This is a genomic window from Brevundimonas sp. NPDC055311, from assembly GCF_053645695.1.
Genome location: NZ_JBSHMV010000001.1, coordinates 412096 through 435866, shown reverse-complemented (window position 1 = coordinate 435866; position 23771 = coordinate 412096). Strand labels below are relative to the sequence as shown.

Genomic DNA, 23771 nt, shown 5'->3' with positions numbered 1-23771 from the left:
CTCCAATGTCCCGACGGCGGCGCATGGCCGCCGCGACAGAGGAGACCGAGCCATGTTCAAGTGTCTTTTCGTGGTTGGAGCCCTGGCGTTGGCGCCGTTATCGGCGGCTCAGGCCCAAAGCCACCCGCAGGCGTCGGCGCCCGCCGCCCAACCCAGCGATCCCCAGATCGCGCACATCGCCTATACGGCGGGGCAGTTGGACATAGAGGCGGCGGATCAGGCGCTGGCCAAATCGACCAATGCCGAGGTCCGGGCCTTCGCGGAGACCATGAAGCGCGACCACGCGGCGGTGAACGAGCAGGCCGTGGCCCTGGTGAAGAAGCTGAACGTGACGCCCGAGGCCAATGCGACCTCGACCGCCCTGACCGAAGCGGCGGCGCGCGAACGGGAAAGGCTGTCGGGGCTGTCAGGCATGGCCTTCGACAGGGCCTATATCGACAATGAGGTCTCTTTTCACCGCACGGTCAACGAGGCGCTGCGCGGGACGCTGATCCCCGGCGCGCGCAACGCTGAACTGAAGGCCTTGCTGGAACGCGGTCTGGCGCTGTTCCAGGAGCATCAGGCCCACGCCGAGCAGTTGGCCCGTCATGTCCGTTGATCAGGGGAAGGGCGAGCGTTCCCGGCGCGACGTCCTGGCGTCGGCCGCAATCCTGACCCTCGCCGCAGCCTGGCCGGCCCGCGCCGCCGGGCGGCGGCATGTCGTCGTGATCGACAAGATGGCCTTCGGAGCGCCGCCGTCGGGCGTGAAGGTCGGCGATACGATCACCTGGACCAACCGGGACATCGTTCGACATACGGCGACGGCGCGGAATGGGGCTTTCGATCTGGATCTTCCGCCAGGGGCTTCGGCGTCGGCGGTGATGAGCCGGGCCGGCGTCGTTCCCTACTACTGCCGCTATCACCCGGCGATGCGCGGCGAGATCAGCGTGGGAGTCTAGCCTGTTCCGGCTCGTCGCCCAGCACCAGTTTCAGCGCCAGGGCGACCACGATGACCCAGCGCAGTTCGTGCCAGTTCATGGCGATGCTTTCGCTGAGCATGGTGAAGGTGAAGGACACCATCATCGGCAGGGCCAGCCAGCCGCCGGGACTGGCGTAGGCGGCCCACAGGGACTGCGCCCAGATCTGCACCAGCCACAGGGCGAACAGGATCACGCCGCCCAGGCCCAGGGCGATGTAGATCTCGAGCCAGCCGCTGTGGGCGTTGGCCGGCAGGAAGTGGGCCTGATGCCCGATCCAGGCCTTGGGGCCGGTGAAGCTGGGGTCGTCCCATACGGCGCCGTAGCCGAAGCCGCGCCAGGGGTGGTCGGACATCTGCTCCATGATGCCGGACCAGATTTCGGTGCGCCCGGTCAGGGTGGCGTCCTTGCCCAGAAGCTCCAGCACCACGTCCGTCTCGGTCGCGATCAGCAGGCCTGCGCCGATGACGACCACGACCGCCAGCCAGGTGGCGATGATGGCGCGTAACGGGCCGGACTTCACCACGGCCACGAAGCCCATGGCGCTGAGCGACAGCAGCAGCACCAGCAAGGCCGTCTTCGAGGTCGACAGAATGACCAGGGCCATCGATACGACCGCCAGGCCGAACCAGAGCTTGCGCCGTTCGGGAACCATGATTCCGGCGGCCAGCAGGAAGATGGTGGTCTGGACCATGACATGGCCGAGGCCGTTCTTCTCGAGCCAGAGGCCGCGCCAGGCGCCGGGGAAGATCTCCTGCATCCGGCCGAAGTCGGGCAGCAGCGCGCCGAGCAGGAAGGAAATGACGGCCAGGGCGCCGAGCGTTCCGGCCACGATTTCCGTCAAGGTCCGCCAACTCCACCGGGAGGCCAGGGCGACGCCGCCCAGGGTGGTGAACAGCAGGGCTGGAATCCGCCGCGCCGTCAGATCTGGCATGATCGACCAGAAATAGGTCGCCGCCGTCAGCAGCAGAAGGGCGATCAGCAGGGGAGAGCGCGCCATGCCCCGGACCGCGCGGTCGGGCCTCATGCAGACCAGCACGAGGGCCATCAGATAGGCGGGGTAGTAGAAGTTCCTGAGGAAGTCGGCCGACCGCGCGCCGTAGTTGGTCAGCGGGGCGCCCCAGAAACTGACATAGGTCAAGATCAGGCCGACCGAGGTCGCGAACGCCACGATGTCGGCCAGCGGCGCCGCGCGGATCAGGGGGGCGGCCCGAGAGGCGGCCGGAGAAACGGGCAGGGGCGCCCGGCTCCGCATCGCTGACGCCTGATCCCCCCCCTGCATGGCGGGTTAGACGAGGGCGTCCGCCGACAGGCCGTGCTTCCATTCCTTGAAGCTGACTGTCAGAGGCGGTGTGAAATCAGGGCGGGCCAGTTCGACGATCAGGGGACCGATCTCGGAAGGATGTGGCAGAACGCCGGGATCTTCACCCGGAAAGGCCTGGGCGCGCAACTGCGTCCGCATCCGGCCCGGATCGACGATGGAGACGCGCACCGGCGTGCTCTCGATCTCATCGGCCCAGCATTTGACCAGGGCCTCGGCGCCGGCCTTGGTCGCGGCGTACATGCCCCAGAAGGCGCGCGGCTGGCTGGCCACGCTGGTGGTCAGGTGGATGGCGCGGCCGGCGTCAGAGGCGCGCAGCAGCGGCTCCAGCGAGCGGATCAGGCGGTAGACGCCGGTGAAGTTGATCTTCTCGACCTTGGCGAACTCGCGCGGCTCGGCGTGGGCGACCGGGGTCAGGCCCGACGGGCCCATGGTCGCGGCCGCCTGAACCCAGATGTCCAGCTTGCCGTAGCGCTGGAACAGGGCGCCGCCCAGACGATCGATGGCGCCGCCGTCCACCAGATCGAACGGGACCAGGCTGGCGTGCTGGCCGGTGGCGGCGAAGATTTCGTCGTCCAACTCTTCCAGGGCGCCTTGGGTGCGCGCGGCGGCGATGACGTGGGCGCCGGCCTTGGCCAGGGCCAGGGCGGCCTCGCGGCCGATGCCGCGCGAGGCGCCGACGACCAGGGCGACGCGGTTGGCGAGGGGGAGGGAAGCGTGTTCGGACATGGCCCGCTGATAGCGCGGCATGGCGTGGGGTGGAAGGGCGCGACAGCTTCCCTCTCCCAATGGGAGAGGGCTTGAGCCTCCAAGAGCCGAAGGCGATTGGTTAAGGCGAAAGGGTGAGGGTTCGCGGGTGAAGTCGGCCGAAGGCCGTAGCGCGACGGCTTGCGCCGACGGACAGGACAAGCCCCTCACCCTTTCGCGCCAGAACGACGGCTGCGCCGCCGTGCGCTCAAGCCCTCTCCCGCCGGGAGAGGGAAGCCTGATCTTCAGTAGCCCGGCGCGGCCTGCCACAGGCTGAAGCTGACGCCCTGGTCGTCGCTGACGACGGCGGACAGGCCCGACGGGCTTTCCGCCGGGACGGCGCAGCGACCGCCGAGCTCATTCACACGGGCGCAGGCGGTGTGGATGTCGTCCACGCGGAAGTAGAGGTTGGGAAAGGCCTTTTGCTCGCCCTTGGTGATGCCGAAGGCGGGATCGGAGGCGACCACATGGGCGTAGGTCGGGCTGGACGAGGCATCGTCGAAGCGCCAGCCGAACAGGCCCGCGTAGAAGGCGCGGGCCTTGTCGACGTCAGGGGTGTCGAGCGTGAAGTAGCCGAGCTGGATCATCCAGCCTTAAGCGGTCACCAGCAGAGAAAGTTGCTTCCCGCGCGGATCGCGGCCGCCTTCCTCGATCTCACGGTCCAGCAGGCGGGTCGGATAGTCGCCGGTGAAGTAGTGGTCGGTATACTGCGGATTGGCGGCGTTGCGCGGTCCGGCGCCTAGGGCGTCGTACAGGCCGTCGATGGACAGGAAGCCGAGGGAATCGACCTCCAGCACGGCGCGCATCTCTTCCATGCTGTGGGTGGCGGCCATCAGCTGCGACCGTTCGGGCATGTCGATGCCGTAGAAGTCGGGAAAGAGGATCTGCGGGCTGGCCGAGCGCAGGTGAACCTCCTTGGCGCCCGCCGCGCGCACGGCGCGGACCAGCTTCAGCGAGGTGGTGCCGCGCACGATGGAATCGTCGATCAGCACGACGCGCTTGCCTTCCAGGGCGGCGCGGTTGGGGCTGTGCTTCATCCGCACGCCCTTCTGACGGGCGCCCTGGCTGGGCTGGATGAAGGTGCGGCCCAGATAGTGGCTGCGGATGATGCCCATTTCATAAGGCAGGCCGCTTTCCTGGGCGTAGCCGAGGGCGGCGGGGACGCCCGAGTCGGGCACCGGCACCACGACGTCGGCCTCGACCACGTGCTCGCGCGCCAGGCGGCGGCCCATCTCCTTGCGGACGTCGTAGACCGACAGGCCGTTCACGACCGAGTCGGGGCGGGCGAAGTAGACGTATTCGAACAGGCAGGGACGGGCGGCCCGCGCGGCGAAGGGCTTGATCGAGGTCAGGCCTTCGTCGTCGATGACCACGACCTCGCCATGCTCGACGTCGCGCACGAAGGTGGCGCCGATCAGGTCAAGCGCGCAGGTCTCGGACGCGAGCACCCAGGCCTCGCCGACCTTGCCCAGCACCAGGGGGCGGATGCCCAGCGGGTCGCGCGCGCCGATCATCTTGAAACGGGTCTGCGCCACCAGGGCGTAGCCGCCCTCGATGCGGCTCAGGGCGTCGATGAAGCGGTCGACGATCTTGGCCTTACGGCTGCGGGCGATCAGGTGAAGGATGGCCTCGGAGTCCGAAGTGGACTGGAAGATCGCGCCTTCCGAGACAAGTTGCGCGTGCAGGTATTTGAAATTGGTCAGGTTGCCGTTGTGGGCGATGGCGATGCCGCCCTGGTCCAGATCGGCGAACATCGGCTGGATGTTGCGCAGGAAGCTGCCGCCGGCGGTGGAGTAGCGGGTGTGGCCGATGGCGGCCCGGCCCGGCAGCCGCTCGTTCAGCGCCGCGTTGCCGAAGGCCTCGCCGACCAGGCCCTGGTGCCGTTCCGTGTAGAAACGCTCGTCGTGGACGCTGGCGATGCCGCAGGCTTCTTGGCCGCGATGCTGCAGGGCGTGCAGGCCAAGCGCGACGATGGAGGAGGCTTCGTTCTCGGGCGCGCCCCAGACGCCGCAGACGCCGCACTCCAGGCGCAGCTGATCGTCCTCCGGCTCACGCCAGTGCTCACGGTGAACGACGGGTTCGGCGATATGGTGGCGCATCGTCAGGCTCCGATGACCGGGAAAGGATAACTCAAAGGACGGCGCCGCGCACGTAGTCCGCGAATGCGTCGGGGGCAAGGCTCATTGGTCGGAAAACCCTTCGCGGACGGAAGAACCGACCACGGGAGTCAGGGCGTCGGCGCCCTTCCCAAGGGTCGGCAGTACGATCTGGATGGCCCGAGCGGCGCCTTCGCTGACCGGCGCGGTGGCGGCCTCGGACAGCCAGCGCGGCGGGTTGTCCTGCATGGCGCCCATGATGACCAGATGCACCGCCCCGATCAGGGCCAGGGCGCGGATCAGGCCGACCGCCAGGCCCAGGGTCTGATCCAGCACGCCCAGCGCATGGCCGCGCGCGCCCTGCGAAATGGCCGAGCCGATAAAGCGCAGGCCGAAGTAGAGGATGACGAAGACCAGCCCTACGGCCAGCACTGACCCGGCCCAGTCGGGATCGACCAGAGAACGCCCGATCGGCGCCGTCCACGGCAGGGTGATCAGGGCCAGCAGCGCCGCCAGCAGGAAGCTGAACAGGGCCGTGATCTCGCGCATGCCGCCCCGGAACCATCCGGCGGCGCCCGAGGCCAGCAGGGCCAGGATCACGAAGACGTCGTAGCCGGTCACGCGCGCTGCGGCCTCAATGCGTTGGGGAACGCGCCTTAGTAGCGGTTCTGGGAGATTCGCTCGACCGCGTCGGTCAGGCGGGTGACGACGGTCAGGGCGACATCGCCCTTCTTCACCTTGCCATTGGCTTGTGGCGGCGCGAGGGCGCGCTCGAAGCCCAGCTTCTTGGCCTCGCGCAGACGGGCCTCGGCGCGGCCGACGGCGCGGACCTCGCCCGACAGGCCGATCTCGCCGAAGACGACGCAGCCCTGGGGCAGGGGCATGTCCAGGGCCGAGGAGATCAGGGCGGCGGCGGCGGCCAGATCGGCGGCGGGTTCATTGATCCGCATCCCGCCCGCGACGTTCAGATAGACATCCTTGTCGCCGAACCCCAGACCGCAGCGCGCCTCCAGCACCGCCAGCAGCATGGCCAGGCGGCCGGAGTCCCAGCCGACGACGGCGCGTCTTGGCGTGCCGTATGCAGAAGGCGCGACAAGAGCCTGTATTTCCACCAGAACGGGGCGCGATCCCTCGATCCCGGCGAAGACGGCGGCGCCGGGCGCCCGGTCCTTGCCTTCGCCCAGGAACAGGGCCGAGGGGTTGGGCACTTCGCGCAGGCCGGAATCGCCCATCTCGAACACGCCGATCTCGTCGGTGGCGCCGAAACGGTTCTTGCCCGCGCGCAGGATGCGGAAGGGATAGCCGCGCTCGCCCTCGAAGCTGAGGACGGCGTCGACCATATGCTCGACCACGCGCGGCCCGGCGATCTGGCCGTCCTTGGTGACGTGCCCGACCAGGACGATGGCGGGGCCGCCGTTCTTGGCCAGCCGCACCAGTTCGGCGGCGCAGGCGCGCACCTGAGTGATGGAGCCGGGGCCGGCGTCGTGCGCGTCGCTCCACAGCGTCTGGATGGAGTCGATGATGACGATGTCGAACGGGTCGCGCTTCAGCGTCGTCAGGATGTCGCGCAGGGCGGTGGCGGAGGCCAGCGACACGTCGGCGTCGGCCACGCCCATGCGTTTGGCGCGGGCGCGGATCTGCTCGATCGCCTCTTCGCCCGAGATATAGGCGACCTTGGCGCCGTTGCGGGCCGCCTTGGCCGTGACCTCCAGCAGCAGGGTCGACTTGCCGACGCCGGGGTCGCCGCCCAGCAGGATGGCCGAGCCGGGCACCACGCCGCCGCCGCAGACGCGGTCGAACTCGGTCACGCCGGTGACGATCCGCGGCGGTTCAGGCGTGTCGGACTGCAGCGTCTCGAACTGGACCCCGCGCCCGCGCGCGGTCGAGGCGGGCTTCATGGCGCCCGGCGGGGCGGCCTTGGATTCCTCGACCAGGGCGTTCCACTCGCCGCAGGCCGAACACTGCCCGGCCCATTTGGAATGAACCGCTCCGCAGGATTTGCAGACGAAGAGAAGAGAGTCGCGCGCCATGGTCCAGACCTAGCAGATCAGACGGGCGAGGGCAGGCGGGATGAAATGAGGTGCGTCCGAAATTGTCATAGGGAGACTGCGGGGTTGCGTCAGCATCCACACAGCCGTCATTCTGACATGATAAGGCCGTGATCCGACTCAATCGCCCAGAAGGCTAACGAATGACCCTGGAAAATCCCCCCGCCGTCGACCCCTCGCTCGTCTCGCGGGTCAAATACATCCTGACCCGGCCGAAGTTTGAATGGCCGGTGATCGACGCCGAAAGCGCCAGCATCAAGGGGCTGTTCACCAGCTATGCCGTCGTTCTAGCGGCCATTCCGGCGGTGGCGACCATTGTGGGCCAGATCGCCTTCGGTCATCGCGGCCTGATCGGGCCGCTGCTGGGCGGGGCGCTCAGCTATGTGCTGAGCCTGGTCAGCGTCTATGTGCTGGGCCTGATCATCGACGCACTGGCGCCGACCTTCGGCGGGACCAAGAACCCGGTGAAGGCGATGCAGGTCGCCGTCTATTCCATGACCCCGATGTGGGTCGCGGGCGTGCTGAACATTATTCCGACGCTGGGTTGGCTGGCCGGGCTGATCGGCCTCTATGGCTTCTATCTGATGTATCTGGGCCTGCCGACGCTGATGAAGACCGCCGCCGACAAGGCGCTGGGCTACACCATCGTCGTGGTGGTCGCGGCCATCATCCTGAACGCCATCGTCTTCGCCATCGTCGGCGCGGTGATCGCCAGCTTCGTTATCGTCGGCGCAGGCGCGGCGGCGTTCGCCCTGAGCTAAGCCTCAAAGAGAAGGGCTGAGGCCGAGCGCTTCAGCCCTTTGTCTTTCAGCCCTTGTAGACGCGCGGCACGCGCGGCGTGATCGAGGTCAGCAACTCATAGCTGATGGTGCCCGCCGCCGCCGCCGCGTCGTCGATCAGGCGGTTGGCGCCGAAGATCTCCACCGGATCGCCCGCCTTGACGTCCAGGCCGGTCACATCGACCGCAAGCACGTCCATCGACACCCGGCCGATGATCGGCCGCATCTCGCCCGCGATGAAGACCTGTCCCTTGGGGCTGTAGGAGCGCAGCACGCCGTCGGCGTAGCCCGCGCCGACGGTCGCCACGCGCATCGGTCGCTCCGCCTTGTAGCCCTGCGAATAGCCGACGGTTTCGCCTGCGGGCACGTCGCGCACCTGCACCGCCTGGGCGATCAGGCTGGCGACAGGCGCGATCTTCTCGTGCGGACGGCCTTCCGGCCCGCCGCCGTACAGGCAGATGCCCGGCCGCACCACGTCGAAGGCGAAGTCCGGCCCCAGGAAGCAGCCGCCCGAGTTGGCGAAGGAGCGCGCCACGCCCGGATAGCGTTGGACCGCCGCCGCATAGGCGTCGCGCTGGGCGCGGTTCAACGGGTTGGACGGTTCGTCGGCGCAGGCCAGGTGGGTCATCACCAGTTCGAGGCCCTCGAACGGTTCGGGCGCATCCTCGACGCGGAAACCCAACCGGTTCATGCCGGTGTCGATCTGCAGTCCGCAGGCGCCGCCGCCCGCCGCCTGCCAGGTCTGAAGCTGGGTCGGGTGGTTGATGACGGGCCGCAGGTTCGAGGCCTTGAGCATGGCGGCCCCGTCGCCGTGGCAGCCGTCCAGTATATAGATGACCGGCTCGGGCCCGATCGCCTCGCGCAGGCGCACGCCCTCGGCCGCGCGGGCGACGAAGAAGGTCCGCGCGCCCTCGGCCATCAGACGCTTGGTCACGGCGGCGGCGCCGAGGCCGTAGCCGTCGGCCTTCACGACCGGATTGACCGGACGGCCGGTCAGGGTCTCGAGCGTATGATAATTTCGGGCGAGAGCGCCCAAGTCGACGGCAAGGGTGGCGGGCGGGGAGGACATGCTCCGTTCTATGCCGCAAGTTTGTTCGTCCCGACAGTCCTCAGCCGTCAATGCGGGCCGGGATTCTCCTGGCTCAGCCAATCGCTGGCGTCTTGAACTGCAAAGGCTCCGCTCTCCGAAGCAAAGCGATTCAGGAGGAAGGCGTGGCCGCTGCCATAGATCACCAGCACCCGTTCGTCCGGGCTGGCGGCCAGGCGGGTGACGTTGGCGAAGATTTTCAGGTTGCGGCCGTGCCAGGCGCCGACCCAGTTGGCGCCCTCCAGCCCCAGCAGGGCGTAGTCGTGATAGACGCGGTGCTGGCGCAAGAGATAGTCGGGCGCATTGATGGCGGCCAGCCAGTCGCCGATCGCCATGCCATCAACCATCTGCTGGGCGTCGCGCGCGCGGTCAGGCGAACGCAGGGCCCGAAAGCGGGCGAGATTGTCGCCCTCGTAGGCTTGGCTGTTCCAGTCATAGTCGGTGATCTCGCCGGGCGGCATGTCGTTCCAATCCACGGCGTACAGGCGATCGTGGCCGAGGCGCGCGGCGAGGCGCAGGCCGAATTGGTCGATTTCATTGGCGGTCAGCTCGAGACGGCCGGCGCGATAGTCTGCGTAGCGTTGATCCAGCTCGGCCTGATCGCCGCTCTTGACCTCTACGGCGATCCGAGTGGGACGCCACGCGGCAAGAGCGGCCACGACCTCTTCGATCTGCGCCTGACGATCCGGCCCCAGAATGTCACGGTGCTGGATGTTGACGACGTCACGGTTGTTGTTGGCCAGGTGACCAGAGCCCATGACCATCAGGGCTGGGCGGACCTCGGCCGGCCGCTGGCTCAGCAGGACGGCGTCGCCCTCGAAAATCTGAGCGACCGCCGGCGCGGCGCACAAGCAGGCGATGATGATCGATGCCGATGAAAGGACAGTGGTGCGAGACATGGCCATTCCTCCATTGAAGGTTGGCGGCTACCTTGCCCGGCCTCTTTCGTCGCGTTGCTTAATTATTTGAAACTCAGATTAAATATAAGCAATGAAAGGCGTTGTCTAAGGCGAGATCATTGCGGGCGACCACGCCAGATCGACGTCGAGGCGCTGGCGATCAAGGTGAAAGAGTGGAGCCGGGGTCAGCAATCTACTCGGGAATATCCGCATAGGCGCCGCCGTAGCGGCCGTCGTGGGCCAGGTTGCCGAAGCGGGTGGTGTTGGAATCGAACGCCAGCTTGACGATGCCGATGGGGCCGTGACGCTGCTTGCCGATGACCACTTCGGCCTGGTGCTGCAGGCGGTCCATGTCTTCCTGCCACTTCAGGTGTTCTTCGGTGCCTTCGCGCGGCTCGGCGCGGCCGAGGTAGTAGCTTTCGCGATAGACGAACATGACGCAGTCGGCGTCCTGCTCGATCGAGCCGGATTCCCGCAGGTCGGATAGTTGCGGCCGCTTGTCGTCGCGCTGCTCGACCTGACGCGACAGCTGCGACAGAGCGATGATGGGGACGTTCAGTTCCTTGGCCAGGGCCTTCAGGCCGCCGGTGATCTCGGAGACCTCCTGCACCCGGTTCTTCTGGCTGTTCTCGCCGGTCGTCACCAGCTGCAGGTAGTCGACCACGATCAGGTCGAGGCCGTGTTCCATCCGCTTCAGCCTTCGTGCGCGCGCCGCCAGCTTCGAGATGGACAGGCCGCCGGTGGCGTCGATGTAGAGGGGGCTTTCGCCGATCTCGATAGCGGCGTCGCGGATCTTGCCGAAGTCCGAGGCGTCGATTTCGCCTTTGCGCAGCTTGTCCGAGGACACGCCCGACGCATCGGCCAGGATACGCATGGCCAGCTGTTCGGCGCTCATTTCCAGCGAGTAGAAGGCGACGACGCCGCCGTCGACGGTCTTGCGCCCGCCGTCCGGCGTCGGCTCCCAGCGGTAGTTGCGCGCGACGTTGAAGGCGATGTTGGTGGCCAGCGCCGTCTTGCCCATCGACGGACGGCCCGCGAGGATCAGAAGGTCGGAGGGGTGCAGGCCGCCCAGCTTCTGGTCCAGATCGTCCAGACGGGTGGCCAGACCGGCCAGCTTACCCTCGCGCTGATAGGCCTCGCCCGCCATCTCGACCGCGCCGGACAGGGCGTGGGAGAAGCTGACGAAGCCCGACGACGGCTTGCCCGTCTCGGCCAGGGAATAGAGCGTCTGCTCGGCCTGTTCGATCTGTTCGTCGGCGGGCGTCTCGGGGTTGGGCGCCTCCTTGATGATCTCGCCGCCGATGCGGATCAGGTCGCGGCGCAGCGCGAGGTCATAGACGACGCGAGCGTAGTCGGGGGCGTTGGCGGCGGGCGGCGCCCGGTCCACCAGATCGGCGAGGTAACGCAGGCCGCCGAACTCCTGAAACGCCGGATCCTGCTTGAACCGCTCCATCAGGATGGTGGGCTCGGCCAGCAGGCCCTGGCGGATGTGGTCCTCGACCGCATCGAACAGGCGCTGGTGGAAGGGTTCGTAGAAATGGCTGCCGCGCAGTCGGTCCGACAGGCGCTCGAACACGGCGTTGTCGAACATCAGCGAGCCCAGAAGGGCCTGCTCCGCCTCCAGATTGTGGGGCATGGACGACACCTGCACGGCGTCGTTGGCGTCAAAGGGCATCGGAGCGAAGGCGGCGTTCATCGTGGCCATGGTGAAACATCCGCGCGCGCTGCGTCAGGGGCGGACGCTCATAGGGGTGGACAAGTGGCCGTTGGGCCTGTGGATGCTCTGGGGAGGCCCGCCTCAGCCGCGGCAGGGATAGCGCTCGACCATCCAGTCGCGCACAGCCTGGGTCACGGTGATGCGGCGTCGCGCCTCGGGCATGGTCTCGAAGCGCGCCACCAGGGTCTCGGGCGTGATGCCGGTGCCGGAGGCGGGAATGCAGTGCGCCGGGGTGCGGCCGGCGGAGACGGCCGAGGCCTGCTCGGCCTTGACCGTGCTGACGGCGCCCGTGACTTCGCGGATCAGACGGCGCGTGTCAGGGCGCATCATGGCCACGGCGCGGTTGCGCGGGATGTTCTGGCCGATCGTCAGGAACTGCTGGACGGTCATCTCGGCCGACTGGGCCTGGGCCAGCGGCGCCGAGGCGAGCAGCGTCAGGGCGCCCAGCGGCGCGGCGAAAAGAGCATGAACGGAACGCGACATGGGGGACTAGATGCTCTCGTGAAGCCGGCTTCGCAAGGTCTGGCGGTTCAGGTTCATGCGGGACACGGATGCGCCTCGGCCATCCATTCGCGCACCGCCTGGGTCACGGAGATGCCGCGCCGCTGGGGCGGGATGCTGCTGAAGCGGCCCAGAATCTCGCCGGTGTTCACGCTGACCTTGTCCGGCACGCAGGTGGCCGGGCGACGACCGGCGGCGCGGGCGGCCGCTTGCTCGTCTCGGATTGTCTTGAACGCCGCCTTCATCTCGTTCATCAGCCGGCGCGTGTCCGAGCGCAAAAGGGCGGTCGGATTGCGAGGTATGCCGTCGGCCGTGGTCAGGAACTCCTGAACCGTCATGGCGCTCGCGCTTGACGCCAGCAGGCTGGCGGCGAGCGCGAGGATGAGCGTGGGCTTGTTCATGCGAACTCTCCGAACGACAGAGCCAGCTTGGCCGCATCGTGGATGAATGCTCGCTGAACGCCGTCAGGTCGTCAGCGTGGCGGCCGCGGCGGTCGCCGCCGCAGCCGTCACGCCGCCCCGAGCAGCAGACCCCGACGCGAGGAGGAGGGGGAGGAGCTCCTCTCACGCCGGGTCTGACGCCGCTGTCACCACCTCACGTTCAGTCGGGCGTAGCCGTAGCGGCCGTTGAACCCGAACGGCGAGTAGTAGGGGAAGCCCAGCACGCCGTTGTTGTTCAGGTTGGCGGGCACGAAGTCGGGATATTCGTCGAAGACGTTGTCGACGCCGATCGCCAGGCCGACCCGGTCGGTGATCTGGAAGCGGCCTTCCAGGTCGATGGTGGTCTTGTCGCCGGTCGAATAGTCGTTGGCGGGGACCGAACCGGGTTGCAGCACGCTGGCGTAATAGGTCGCCCGCGCCGTCGCACCCCAGCGGCCCAGGCTCCAGTCGGCGGAGGCGGAGACCTTGGTGTCAGGCGTGCCCTCCTCGATGGTCAGGATGCGCTGGCGGGAGAACAGGGTCGGCGCCGGGTTCAGCACCGAGGTCGAGGTCGGGAATTTCGTCACGCTGACGTCATTGACGTTGGCGGCGACGGTGAAGTCCCAGTCGCCGGCCGTCTCGGTCCGCAGGCGATAGCGGCCGACGATGTCGACGCCTTCGGTCTCGGTCGTCACGCCGTTGAGGAAGAAGCGCGCGGCCTGGACGCCCAGCGGGTCCAGCAGGCCGGCGACCTGGGGCGAGAAGCTGCGGTTGATCAGCTCCGACAGGACGATCTGGTTCTCGATCTCAATGCGATAGGCGTCGATCGTCAGGTCGAAATTCCCCAGGCGGACCACGGCGCCCAGCGTGTAGTTGGTCGAGGTTTCGGCCTTCAGCGGGCGGGCGCCCAGGACCGAGGCGACCTCGCTCGTGGCGGGGAAGGTGCCGGTTTCGACGAAGCCGCCGTCCTGGACGACCGAGGAGGTCGAGGTGAAGAAGCTCTGCTGCAGCGACGGGGCGCGGAAGCCGGTCGACACCGAACCGCGCAGGGCGAAGTTCGGGCTGAAGTCGTAGCGGGCGGCGAACTTGCCCGTCTGGGCGTCGCCGAAGTCGGAATAGTCCTCGACGCGCAGCGCGCCCTCGACCGTCAGCTTCTCGGTCAGCGGGATTTCGATGTCGGCGTACAGGGCGACGGCGTCGCGGTCTTCATCCACCTCATTCGAGGGCTGGAAGCCGGGGAATCCCTGGGCGCCGCCGGCCAGGGCGGTGTTCGTCCCCAGCGGGCCGCGGTTCCACGATTCCGGCTGACCGGCGTCGATCTTGTAGGTCTCCTTGCGGGCCTCCAGGCCCCAGGCGAAGTTCAGCGGACCGCCGTCCAGGCCGACCTCGAACTGGCGCGTGAAGTCGGCGCCGAAGACGAGTTGGTCATAGGTCAGTCCGCCGGAATCGAAACTGGTCAGGGAATCGGCGCCGTAGGTGGCGTTCAGCGAATCCTCGGTGCGGAAGTCCAGGGCGTTGCGGCCGTAGACCAGGCTGAAGTCGGCGTCCCATCCGGCCAGCGTCCCGCGCACACCGCCAGCGGCCGACAGGTCCTGGGAGTTGATGGCGATCTTGGGCAGGAAGCCGTTCGGATAGATGGACGGCACATTGTTGGGGTTATCAGAGAGGCGCGGGAAGGCGGCGGAGGAACTGTCGCGCTCCTGATAGCCGGCCCAGCCATAGGCCTGCCAGTCGGCGTTCAGCGGCTTGCCCGCATTGGCGAAGACGCTCCACTGTTCGACCTTGGGGTCGCCGAAGCGGCCGGTGATCGCGCCGTTGGCGGCGGGGCGCGGATCATAGTCCGAACGGCTGGTGGGATCGCGGTCGGAATATTCCGCCGACAGGGTCAGGAACCCGTCCGAGCCCAGGCCGAAGCCCTGCCAGGCCGAGACGGTGACGGCGCGGCCGTCCTCCTCGTCCCGCTTGCCGCGCGCGGTCTCCACATTGGTGAAGTATTGGCCGTAGGTGACGCTGGCGCCGCCGCCTTCGCGGGCTTCCTTGAGGCGCAGGTTGACGACGCCGGCGATGGCGTCTGAGCCGTATTGCGCCGAGGCGCCGTCGCGCAGCACCTCGACCCGGTCCAGGGCGCCGCTGGGGATGGCGTTCAGGTCGACGGCGGCCGAGCCGCGCCCGACCGTGCCGTTGACGTTGACCAGGGCAGAGGCGTGACGGCGCGTGCCGTTGACCAGCACCAGGGTCTGGTCCGGCGACAGGCCGCGCAGGGTGGCGGGGCGGATCGAGTCCGTCCCGTCGTTGGCCGAGGGGCGCTGGAAGGTCAGCGACGGCACGGTCTGGGCCAGGGCGGCGGCGAACTCGGTCGTGCCGCGGTTCTGCAGGGTTTCGGCCGTCACCACGTCGACGGGGGCCAGGGTGTCCAGGCGCGAGCGGGCCGGGGCGCGGGTGCCCGTCACCACGATGTCGTCGACCGAGGTGGCGTCGTCAGGGATCGTCTGGGCGCCGGCGGCGCCCGCGATCAGCAGGGCGGCGCCGGATACGGCGGCCAGAAGGGCGGGGCGGCGGGGGAAGCGGGAGGTCATCTCGAGAGGTCGTCTTTTCTGATTGGACGCGCGTCAGAGATCGCCGCCGCGTGAGGGCGGGCGCGTCGGGAAGCGGAATTCTTAAAGCGAACGCAAACCGCAGACCGGCGGCGGACCGGTCAGGGAGGGCGGTCTCAGGGTCACGGGCACGGACATCGCGCCGGTCGGACTGCCGGGCGATGCAGTCGGGCGTAAAGGCCGGGGGGCATCGTCATCTCCTGCCCGTCAACGACGACGGGCGATGGCGATATTGCGGTGCGAAAGCGGCGACGGCTATCGAGATTATGTGTGGGGAGCGTGAGAAAAACTAAACGACGGGCGTGAAGGCAAAGAAAAAGGGGCGCTTCCTTGCGGAAGCGCCCCTCGATCATCTCGCCGAAGCGACAGGATCAGGCTTCGTCGCCGAAGCCTTCCTGTTGGCCGGCGCCGCCTTCCAGCAGCTCCTGAGCGGCCTGATCAGCAGCTTGACGCTCGTCGTCGAACTGGCTGCGGATCACGTCCTCGCCCTTCGCCTGACGCTCGGCTTCGTCGGCCGAACGGGCGATGTTGATCTTGACCGTGGCCGAGACCTCGGGGTGCAGGCGGACCAGCACCTCGTGGACGCCCAGCGTCTTGATCGCCGTGTTCAGGACGACCTGCGAGCGCTCGACCTTGCCGCCTTCGGCGCGGACGGCCTCAGCGACGTCGCGACCGGCGACCGAACCGTACAGTTGGCCGGTTTCGCCGGCCTGACGGATCATGACGTAGCTCTGACCGTCGATCTTGTCGGCGATCTTCTGCGACTCGGCCTTGTTCTTCTCGTTGCGCTGCTCGATGGCGGCGCGTTCGATTTCGAAGGCCTTCAGGTTGGCTTCCGTGGCGCGACGAGCCTTGTCGCGCGGCAGAAGGAAGTTACGGGCGAAACCGTCCTTGACAGTGACGACGTCGCCGATGGCGCCGAGGTTCTCGACGCGTTCCAGCAGAACGACCTTCATCTTACTTCACCACGTACGGCAGCAGGGCCAGGTAGCGGGCGCGCTTGATGGCCTTGGCCAGTTCGCGTTGCTTCTTGGCGGAAACGGCGGTGATGCGCGAGGGCACGATCTTGCCGCGTTCGGAGACGTAACGCTGCAGCAGCTTCACGTCCTTGTAGTCGATCTTCGGCGCGTTGGCGCCCGAGAACGGGCAAACCTTGCGGCGACGATAGAAGGGGCGACGGGCCGGGCCGGAGCCGGCCGGAGCGCCCGGGATGGGGGCAGTCGTATCGGTCATGATCCGGTTCCTTATTCCGAAGCCGCGGCGTCGTCGCCGCGCGGGCCGCTGCGGTCACGCTCGCGTTCGCGGCGGGCCAGCAGGGGCGACAGCTCCAGGTCGAGTTCCTCGACGCGGATGGTCAGCCAGCGCAGCACGTCTTCGTTGATCGACAGCTGACGCTCGACTTCGGCCATGGCGGCCGGCGGGCAATCAACGGCCATCAGCGAATAGTGAGCCTTGCGGTTCTTCTTGACCCGGTAGGTCAGGTTGCGCAGACCCCAGTACTCGATCTTGGCGACGGAGCCGCCGTTTTCTTCGATCAGAGCCTTGATGGTGTCGTTCAGCGCTTCGGCCTGTTGCGCCGAGATATCCTGGCGCGTCATGACCGTGTGCTCGTAAAGAGCCATGCGGCATTCTCCCTTGGCGGACATCGGCGCGGGCGAACCGGGTAGTTCGTCCACGATGGCTCCTGACGCGGCGGACGGGAGTTTCCCGGCCCTTTGACGTTCCGCAGCAGGACCGAAGCCCTGGAAAGGGCGCGCCTATACGGGAAAAACCTCGGCAGGGCAAGGCACGGCGGCCTTTGCGCCCGCGATTGGCAGGTGCGGCGAAGCACGGCACGGTGCGCATCAAGCAGCCGGAGCGCTCAGGATGACGCAAACGCCGACGCCGAGGAACCGCTGGTCGCTGATCGGGCCGGGCATCGTGGTGGCCGCGACCGGCGTGGGCGCCGGCGATCTGGTCGCCACCCTGATCGCCGGATCGCGCTTCGGCTACGCCCTGCTGTGGGCCGCCGTGATCGGGACCGTGCTGAAGATCGCCCTGGCCGAGGCCGTGGGCCGGTGGACCCTGTCCAGCGAGCGGACGATGTTCGAGGGCTGGTCGAGTCTGGGGCGTTCTCGTTTGGGCGGCGGCTGGCTGGACGGTCGGCTGAACTGGGCCGGGCTCTATTTCGGCGTCTATGTGGTGGTCTGGGGCTTCGTCTATGGCGCGGCGGCCATGACCTCGACGGCCCTGCCGCTGGCGGCGCTGTTCCCCGTGCTGGACCTGAAGGCCTGGGGAATGCTGAGCGGCGTCGCCGGGCTGATCTTCGTCTGGTTCGGCGGCTACGGCCTGTTCGAGAAGGTGATGACGGCCTGCGTCGGGGTGATGTTCGTCACCGTCGTCGGCCTGGCTGTGATCGTCACCCCGAACCTGCCGGAGTTGCTGACCGGCCTGTGGCCGAGCCTGCCGGAGGGGGCGGCCTTCTACACCCTGGGCCTGATCGGCGGGGTGGGAGGCACCATCACCATGGCGGCCTATGGCTACTGGCTGAACGCCAAGGGCTGGAAGGGTCCGGGCTGGATGGCGGTGATGCGGCTGGACAATCGGGTGGCCTATATCGTCACCGGCGTCTTCGTCGTCGCCATGCTGATCGTCGGGGCCGAGTTGCTCTATAGCGTCGGCATCGCTCTGCAGGGCGGGGATCGCGGGCTGCTGGATCTGGACCAGGTGCTGCGCGAGCGGTTCGGGCGGCCGATCTCCATCCTGTTCCTGGTCGGCTTCTGGGCCACCAGCTTCTCAAGCCTGCTGGGCGTGTGGCAGGGCGTCAGCCTGATGTTCGCCGACTTCACCGCCCATGTGCGCGGGCGCTCCGACGATCCGAAGGCGCGCGGCGACAAGAGCCGGGCGTTCCGCGCCTACGCCCTGTGGCTGACCTTCCCGCCGATGCTGCTGCTGTTCATGGATCGGCCGTTCGGGCTGATTGTCGCATATGGGGTGTTGGGCAGCCTGTTCATGCCCTTCCTGGCGGGGACGCTTCTGTGGCTTCTGAACAGCGCCCGGACGCCGCAGAAATGGCGCAGCGGCTGGGTTTCCAACCTGATGCTGGGGGCGGCGGCCCTGCTGTTCGCCGTGCTGGCGGGCAAGGAGCTGCTGGGCCTGATCCCGTCGTAGGCGGCCTATTCCTCGCAGGAGTTTCACAAAAGCCCCGGCGAACCGTCGCATTGGGCCGTTAGGCCTCGCCCTCGACCATATCGGTTCGGGGAAACATCGTCATGAAGCTGTCCGTCGCTTGTCTGGCCGCATCCGTCCTGCTGGCCGCCGCGCCCTCCATGGCCCAGGTCGTCGCGCCGCCGGACCCCGATCCGCTGCCGCCACCGCTGCACGCGCCCAACGGCCGCTGGGCCGCCAAGGGCTGGGCCGACCGCATCGTGTTGAGCCCGGCCGCCGACGCTGCGCGCGGCGCCGCCGTGGCCTGGCGCACCGACACGCGCCAGACCGCCGCCGAGGCCCAGATCGCCGAGGAGATCGACGGCCCCCTGCTGGGCTTCGCCGCCCGGACCGTGGCCGGGACCACGGCGCCGATCGAGAACGAGAACGGCCGCGCCCTCTATCATCAGGCGCGCTTTGACGGGCTGAAGCCGGACACGCGCTATGTCTATCGCGTGCGCGCCGCCGATGGCTGGAGCGAGTGGCTGCCGTTCCGCACGGCCAAGGCGGAGTTCGCGCCGTTCCGCTTCATCTATCTGGGGGACACCCAGAACGACATTCTCGAGGTCGCCTCGCGTGTGATCCGCTCGGCTTTCAAGGAGGCGGGACCGGCGGCTCTGGTCGTCCATGCGGGCGATCTGGTGGCCCAGCGCGAGGTCAAGGTTCACGACGACGAATGGGGCGAATGGACCGAGGCCGGCGGCCGCGCCTTCGCCATGACGCCGCAGTTGCCCGCCAGCGGCAACCACGAATACGTCGATCACATCCTGCCGAACGGCGAGGAATCGCGCCTTCTGGGGCCGCACTGGCCGCTGCAGTTCGCCCTGCCGGACAACGGGGCAGAGGGGGCCAAGGCGACCAGCTATTACGTGGACTATCAGGGTGTGCGCTTCATCGTGCTGGACGGCACGGCGGCCATCGACCTGGGGGCCGGGGAGAGCCAGACGCGCTGGCTGGACAAGGTGCTGGCCGAAAGCCCGGCGCGCTGGAACGTCGCCCTGTTCCATCAGCCGATCTACACCTGCGCCCGGCCCGAGGACACCGAGGAGCTGAAGGCCGCCTGGAAGCCGATCTTCGACGCCCGCAACATCGATCTGGTGCTGCAGGGACACGACCATTGCTACGGCCGCGTCTCCAACCCCGCGGGGGCCGAGGCCTCGCGCGCCGACAGCGCGGCGGGCCGTCCGCAGGGGCCGGTCTATGTCGTCTCCGTCACCGGCTCCAAGATGTACGGACTGAACGACCGGGCGGACACGCAGCCGGTGCGCGTGGCCGAGAACACCGAGCTGTATCAGTTGATCGACGTCGAGGCGGATCGTCTGTCGTTCCGCGCCTTCACGGCGACGGGCGGGCTGTATGACGCCTTCACGCTGGAGCGGCAGGCCGATGGCACGAAGCGGCTGATCGAGACCGAGGACACCCTGCTGGCCCTGCGTCGTTGCGACGGTGCGGCGGGGCCGGACGACCGTCCCTGCACGGCGGAAATCAAGGACTGAGGGGAGGGCTGGCCCTTCCCAATTCCGCTCATCCCGGCGGACGCCGGGACCCAGTGAGAGCGCCGATCTGAGGTTTGTCTTCTCGGCCGCACCGACATGAAGCCAAAGCACTGGGTCCCGGCGTCCGCCGGGATGAGCGGGGTGTGAAAGCGCTGGGTTCTTGCCGTAGGGGAGGGATTCGCCTACCCCTCGCGGCTTGATTCAACGGATGACGGACGATCCCGGATGAGCCTCGCGCTTCTCTTTCCCGGTCAGGGCAGCCAGTCGGTGGGCATGGGCGTCGCCCTGTCGGACGCCTTCGCCAGCGCGCGCGAGGTCTTCGCCGAGGTGGACGACGCCCTGAACCAGAAGCTGTTCGAGCTGATGCGCGAGGGGCCGGACGATCAACTGACCCTGACCGAGAACGCCCAGCCCGCCCTGATGGCCGTGTCGGTTGCCACGGCGCGAGTGCTGAAGGTCGAGTTCGGCGTCGATGTAACGCGCGCGGCCTTCGTCGCCGGTCACTCGCTGGGCGAATATTCGGCCCTGGCGGCGGCGGGCGCGATCAGCCTGTCGGACACCGCCCGCCTGTTGAAGCTGCGCGGTCAGGCCATGCAGCGCGCCGTGCCGGTGGGCAAGGGCGCGATGGCCTCGCTGATCGGGCCCAAGACCGACCTGGCGCTGGCTGAGGAAGCGGCCAAGGCAGGTTCGGCGGCGGGCGTCTGCGTCGTCGCCAACGACAACAACAAGGGCAACGTCGTCATCTCGGGCGACAAGGCGGCTGTGGACCTGGCCATCGAAAAGGCCAAGGAACTGGGCGCGCGCGCCATTCCGCTGAACGTCTCGGCGCCGTTCCACTGTCCGCTTATGCAGCCTGCTGCGGACGAGATGGCCGCCGCTCTGGCTGACGCGAAGATCATCGCGCCCGTCGTGCCGGTGGTCGCCAACGTCACCGCCCGCCCGGAAACCGACGCCGAGGTCATCCGCCGCCTGCTGGTCGAGCAGGTCACGGGCCGCGTGCGCTGGCGCGAGAGCATGGAGTGGATGGCCTCTGAAGGCGGCGTGACCCGTTTCGTCGAGGTCGGCTCGGGCAAGGTGCTGACCGGCATGGCCAAGCGCATCGCCCCTGACGCCGAGGCATTGGCGCTGAACACGGCTGAAGAGCTGGAAGCGTTCGCGAAAACCCTTTGATCCTTCTCCCCTTGCGGGAGAAGGTGGCTGGCGCAGCCAGACGGATGAGGGGTCTCACGGACGAGTCCGACAGAGCCTCTCAAAGTTGAAAACACGGCAGGGGTCGGCAAGACCCCTCATCCGGCCCTGACGGGCCACCTTCTCCCGCAAGGGGAGAAGGAAGAGGAGATTTCAATGTTCAATCTTTCGGGAAAGACCGCCCTCGTGACCGGCGCCACCGGCGGCATTGGCGGAGCCATCGCCCGCGCCCTGCACGCGCAAGGCGCGACTGTCGTCCTGTCCGGCACGCGCGAAGCCGTGCTGGCCGATCTGGCCAAGGAGCTGGGCGCCAATGGCGAGGGACGCGCCCACTTCGCCACGGCGAACCTTTCGGACCCGGAATCGGTCGATAACCTGGTGAACGCGGCCGAGACGGCGGCGGGCGCGCCGCTGGACATCCTGGTCGCCAACGCCGGAATCACCAAGGACGGCCTGCTGATGCGGATGAAGGACGAGGACTTCCAGTCCGTCGTCCAGATCAACCTGGAAAGCTATTTCCGCCTGACCCGCGCGGCGGTGAAGGGGATGATGAAGCGCCGTTCGGGCCGCATCATCGGCATCACCTCGGTCGTCGGCGTCACGGGCAACCCCGGCCAGACCAACTATTCCGCCTCCAAGGCCGGGATGATCGGCTTCTCCAAGTCGCTGGCGCAGGAAGTCGGTTCGCGCGGGATCACGGTCAACTGCATCGCGCCGGGCTTCATCGCCTCGCCGATGACCGACGTGCTGAACGACCAGCAGCGCGAGGCCATCCTGTCGAAGATTCCGGCCGGACGTCTGGGCGCGGGCGAGGAAATCGCCTCGGCCGCCGTCTATCTGTCGTCGGATGAAGCGGCCTATGTCACCGGCCAGACGCTGCACGTTAACGGCGGCATGGCGATGATTTGATCAAAGCGTGAAGTGTCATCACGACGCGCAACAGACTATTTCCACTTCCGCACCCTGTGCTAAAGGGCACGGACGTCTTCCGGGGGTGAGTCTCATTGAGGCTTGATCCCGGCAGGCAGCCGTGACACGGCGAAGCAACCCAAGACCCGCCATCACGGCGATTTCAAACAGGCAAGAGAGACACTCATGTCCGACACCCTCGAACGCGTCCGCAAGATCGTGATCGACCACCTGGACGCCGATCCGGACAAGGTCACCGAGAAGGCCTCCTTCATCGACGACCTGGGCGCCGACTCGCTCGACAACGTCGAACTGGTCATGGCCTTCGAAGAAGAATTCGACGTCGAAATCCCGGATGACGCCGCCGAGCACATCCAGACCGTCGGCGACGCGGTGAAGTTCATCGACGAGAAGCTGGCCGCCTGATCCGGCTGCGATCCGTCGCACTTAACCAAGCTGATGGCCGCCGTGACGGGACCCTAGCGGGACCGTCCGGCGGCCATTAGTGTTTCTGGCTACGATTCTGACCAAGAAGGAGCGCGAACCATGCGCCGCGTCGTCATCACGGGCCTGGGCCTGGTCACTCCGCTGGGCACGGGCGTCGAGCACGTCTGGAAAGGCATTCTGGACGGCCGGTCGGGCATCCGTCCGATCACCGCCTTCGACACCGAAGGCTATGGCTGCACCATCGCGGGCGAGGTGCCCAGCGTCGACGGACGCGGCGGCGGCGAGGCCGGTCAGCCGGGCGTCTTCGATCCCGATCAGGTCATGTCGGCCAAGGACCGCAAGCGCGTCGACGACTTCATCCTGTACGCCATCGCTGCCGCCGACGAGGCGCTGGCCGATGCGGACTGGAAGCCTGAATCCGAAGACGACAAGGAAGCGACCGGCGTCATGGTCGGTTCGGGCATCGGCGGCCTCGGCCCCATCGCCGACACGGCCATCGTGCTCAAGGAACAGGGCCCGCGCCGGGTCAGCCCCTTCTTCATCCCCTCGGCCCTGATCAACCTGGCCTCGGGCCAGATTTCGATCCGCCACGGCCTGAAGGGGCCGAACCACTCGGTCGTCACCGCCTGCGCCACCGGCGCCCACGCCATCGGCGACGCGGCCCGGATGATCGCCCTGGGCGACGCCGACGTCATGGTGGCGGGCGGCGCCGAAAGCTCGGTCGTGCCGATCGGCATCGCGGGCTTCCTGGCCTGCAAGGCCCTGTGCACCGCCTATAACGACACGCCGGAGAAGGCCTCGCGTCCCTATGACCGCGGCCATGCGGGCTTCGTCATGGGCGAGGGCGCGGGCGTCATGGTCCTGGAAGAATACGAGCACGCCAAGGCGCGCGGGGCCAAGATCTACGCCGAGGTCGTCGGCTACGGCATGAGCGGCGACGCCTATCACATCACCGCCCCGTCGGAAGACGGCGACGGCGGTCTGCGGGCCATGAAGGCGGCGCTGAAGCGCGCCGGGATGCAGCCGTCGGACCTCGACTACGTCAACACCCACGGCACCTCGACCATGGCCGACTGGATCGAACTGAAGGCGGTCGAGCGTCTGGTCGGCGATCACGCCGAGAATCTGGCCGTGTCGTCCACCAAGTCGATGACGGGACACCTGCTGGGCGCCGCCGGGGCGATCGAGAGCATCTTCTCGGTCCTGGCCATCCGTGACCAGATGGCGCCGCCGACCATCAACCTGGACGACCCGGAGATGGAGACGCCGATCGACCTGATCCCGCACAAGGGCAAGGCCAAGAAAATCGACGTGGCGATGTCCAACAGCTTCGGCTTCGGCGGCACCAATGCGGCCGTGATCTTCAAGAAGGTCGACTGAC

At 67.7% G+C, this 23771-nt stretch carries 24 protein-coding genes; 9 read left to right on the top strand and 15 right to left on the bottom strand.

Annotated elements, in window-relative coordinates:
• The first annotated feature begins 52 nt into the window (after positions 1–52).
• Together ACWIDZ_RS02060 and ACWIDZ_RS02055 are read left to right on the top strand one after the other, a co-directional pair.
• Positions 53–598: a DUF4142 domain-containing protein gene (locus tag ACWIDZ_RS02060; RefSeq protein WP_453988446.1), complete on the top strand. Its 546-nt coding sequence runs from the start codon at positions 53–55 to the stop codon at positions 596–598.
• Positions 588–938: a cupredoxin domain-containing protein gene (locus ACWIDZ_RS02055; RefSeq protein ID WP_453988448.1), complete on the top strand. Its 351-nt coding sequence runs from the start codon at positions 588–590 to the stop codon at positions 936–938. The genes ACWIDZ_RS02060 and ACWIDZ_RS02055 overlap by 11 nt, the downstream gene beginning before the upstream one ends.
• Here ACWIDZ_RS02055 and ACWIDZ_RS02050 read toward each other — a convergent pair.
• The 6 genes from ACWIDZ_RS02050 to radA form a co-directional block, all read right to left on the bottom strand.
• A complete protein-coding gene (locus tag ACWIDZ_RS02050; protein ID WP_453988449.1) occupies positions 922–2211 on the bottom strand; it encodes an O-antigen ligase family protein in 1290 nt (429 codons plus the stop codon). The genes ACWIDZ_RS02055 and ACWIDZ_RS02050 overlap by 17 nt on opposite strands.
• A gap of 33 nt (positions 2212–2244) precedes the next feature.
• Complete coding sequence (locus tag ACWIDZ_RS02045; protein ID WP_291774195.1) at positions 2245–3006, bottom strand: SDR family NAD(P)-dependent oxidoreductase; 762 nt, start codon at positions 3004–3006, stop codon at positions 2245–2247.
• 263 nt (positions 3007–3269) lie between these two features.
• Positions 3270–3611, bottom strand: a complete 342-nt coding sequence (locus ACWIDZ_RS02040) for a VOC family protein (protein WP_453988450.1) — start codon at positions 3609–3611, stop codon at positions 3270–3272.
• A gap of 6 nt (positions 3612–3617) precedes the next feature.
• The gene (purF, locus tag ACWIDZ_RS02035; RefSeq protein ID WP_453988451.1) at positions 3618–5123 is read right to left on the bottom strand and encodes an amidophosphoribosyltransferase; all 1506 of its coding nucleotides are present in this window, start codon (positions 5121–5123) and stop codon (positions 3618–3620) included.
• Positions 5124–5204: 81 nt separating this feature from the next.
• Complete coding sequence (locus ACWIDZ_RS02030) at positions 5205–5741, bottom strand: CvpA family protein (protein WP_453988452.1); 537 nt, start codon at positions 5739–5741, stop codon at positions 5205–5207.
• Positions 5742–5776: 35 nt separating this feature from the next.
• Complete coding sequence (radA, locus tag ACWIDZ_RS02025; RefSeq protein ID WP_313574284.1) at positions 5777–7150, bottom strand: DNA repair protein RadA; 1374 nt, start codon at positions 7148–7150, stop codon at positions 5777–5779.
• Between the two features lie 161 nt (positions 7151–7311).
• Between radA and ACWIDZ_RS02020 the strand changes: the two genes are divergently transcribed.
• Complete coding sequence (locus tag ACWIDZ_RS02020) at positions 7312–7929, top strand: Yip1 family protein (RefSeq protein ID WP_453988453.1); 618 nt, start codon at positions 7312–7314, stop codon at positions 7927–7929.
• Positions 7930–7975: 46 nt separating this feature from the next.
• Here ACWIDZ_RS02020 and alr read toward each other — a convergent pair whose 3' ends face one another.
• The 9 genes from alr to rpsF form a co-directional block, all read right to left on the bottom strand.
• Positions 7976–9016: an alanine racemase gene (gene alr / locus ACWIDZ_RS02015; protein WP_453988454.1), complete on the bottom strand. Its 1041-nt coding sequence runs from the start codon at positions 9014–9016 to the stop codon at positions 7976–7978.
• A gap of 47 nt (positions 9017–9063) precedes the next feature.
• Positions 9064–9933 (bottom strand): DUF5694 domain-containing protein, encoded by an 870-nt coding sequence (locus ACWIDZ_RS02010; RefSeq protein ID WP_453988456.1) that lies wholly within the window; start codon positions 9931–9933, stop codon positions 9064–9066.
• Positions 9934–10126: 193 nt separating this feature from the next.
• Positions 10127–11638, bottom strand: a complete 1512-nt coding sequence (locus ACWIDZ_RS02005; RefSeq protein WP_422388325.1) for a replicative DNA helicase — start codon at positions 11636–11638, stop codon at positions 10127–10129.
• A gap of 93 nt (positions 11639–11731) precedes the next feature.
• Positions 11732–12133, bottom strand: a complete 402-nt coding sequence (locus tag ACWIDZ_RS02000; protein WP_312219654.1) for a hypothetical protein — start codon at positions 12131–12133, stop codon at positions 11732–11734.
• Between the two features lie 53 nt (positions 12134–12186).
• Complete coding sequence (locus tag ACWIDZ_RS01995) at positions 12187–12552, bottom strand: hypothetical protein (protein WP_312219655.1); 366 nt, start codon at positions 12550–12552, stop codon at positions 12187–12189.
• 185 nt (positions 12553–12737) lie between these two features.
• Positions 12738–15146: a TonB-dependent receptor plug domain-containing protein gene (locus tag ACWIDZ_RS01990; protein WP_453988457.1), complete on the bottom strand. Its 2409-nt coding sequence runs from the start codon at positions 15144–15146 to the stop codon at positions 12738–12740.
• 389 nt (positions 15147–15535) lie between these two features.
• Positions 15536–16120, bottom strand: coding sequence for a 50S ribosomal protein L9 (rplI, locus tag ACWIDZ_RS01985; protein ID WP_312219657.1), 585 nt, complete (start codon positions 16118–16120; stop codon positions 15536–15538).
• 1 nt (position 16121) lies between these two features.
• Positions 16122–16397 (bottom strand): 30S ribosomal protein S18, encoded by a 276-nt coding sequence (gene rpsR, locus ACWIDZ_RS01980; protein WP_003167100.1) that lies wholly within the window; start codon positions 16395–16397, stop codon positions 16122–16124.
• A gap of 11 nt (positions 16398–16408) precedes the next feature.
• Entirely contained in the window at positions 16409–16786 is a 378-nt protein-coding gene (gene rpsF, locus ACWIDZ_RS01975) for a 30S ribosomal protein S6 (protein WP_291776060.1), read from the bottom strand.
• A gap of 244 nt (positions 16787–17030) precedes the next feature.
• On the opposite strand from rpsF, the gene ACWIDZ_RS01970 reads away from it, so the two are divergent.
• The 6 genes from ACWIDZ_RS01970 (at position 17031) to fabF (ending at position 23770) form a co-directional block, all read left to right on the top strand.
• On the top strand, positions 17031–18314 hold the full coding sequence (locus ACWIDZ_RS01970; RefSeq protein WP_453988458.1) for an Nramp family divalent metal transporter: 1284 nt from the start codon (positions 17031–17033) through the stop codon (positions 18312–18314).
• A 101-nt stretch (positions 18315–18415) separates the two neighbouring features.
• Entirely contained in the window at positions 18416–19846 is a 1431-nt protein-coding gene (locus ACWIDZ_RS01965; protein WP_453988459.1) for a fibronectin type III domain-containing protein, read from the top strand.
• Between the two features lie 225 nt (positions 19847–20071).
• Entirely contained in the window at positions 20072–21016 is a 945-nt protein-coding gene (gene fabD, locus ACWIDZ_RS01960) for an ACP S-malonyltransferase (RefSeq protein ID WP_453988460.1), read from the top strand.
• 174 nt (positions 21017–21190) lie between these two features.
• Entirely contained in the window at positions 21191–21943 is a 753-nt protein-coding gene (gene fabG, locus ACWIDZ_RS01955; RefSeq protein WP_453988461.1) for a 3-oxoacyl-[acyl-carrier-protein] reductase, read from the top strand.
• A gap of 186 nt (positions 21944–22129) precedes the next feature.
• Positions 22130–22369 (top strand): acyl carrier protein, encoded by a 240-nt coding sequence (locus ACWIDZ_RS01950; protein ID WP_003165440.1) that lies wholly within the window; start codon positions 22130–22132, stop codon positions 22367–22369.
• A gap of 120 nt (positions 22370–22489) precedes the next feature.
• A complete protein-coding gene (gene fabF / locus ACWIDZ_RS01945; protein WP_453988462.1) occupies positions 22490–23770 on the top strand; it encodes a beta-ketoacyl-ACP synthase II in 1281 nt (426 codons plus the stop codon).
• Position 23771: the final 1 nt, after the last annotated feature.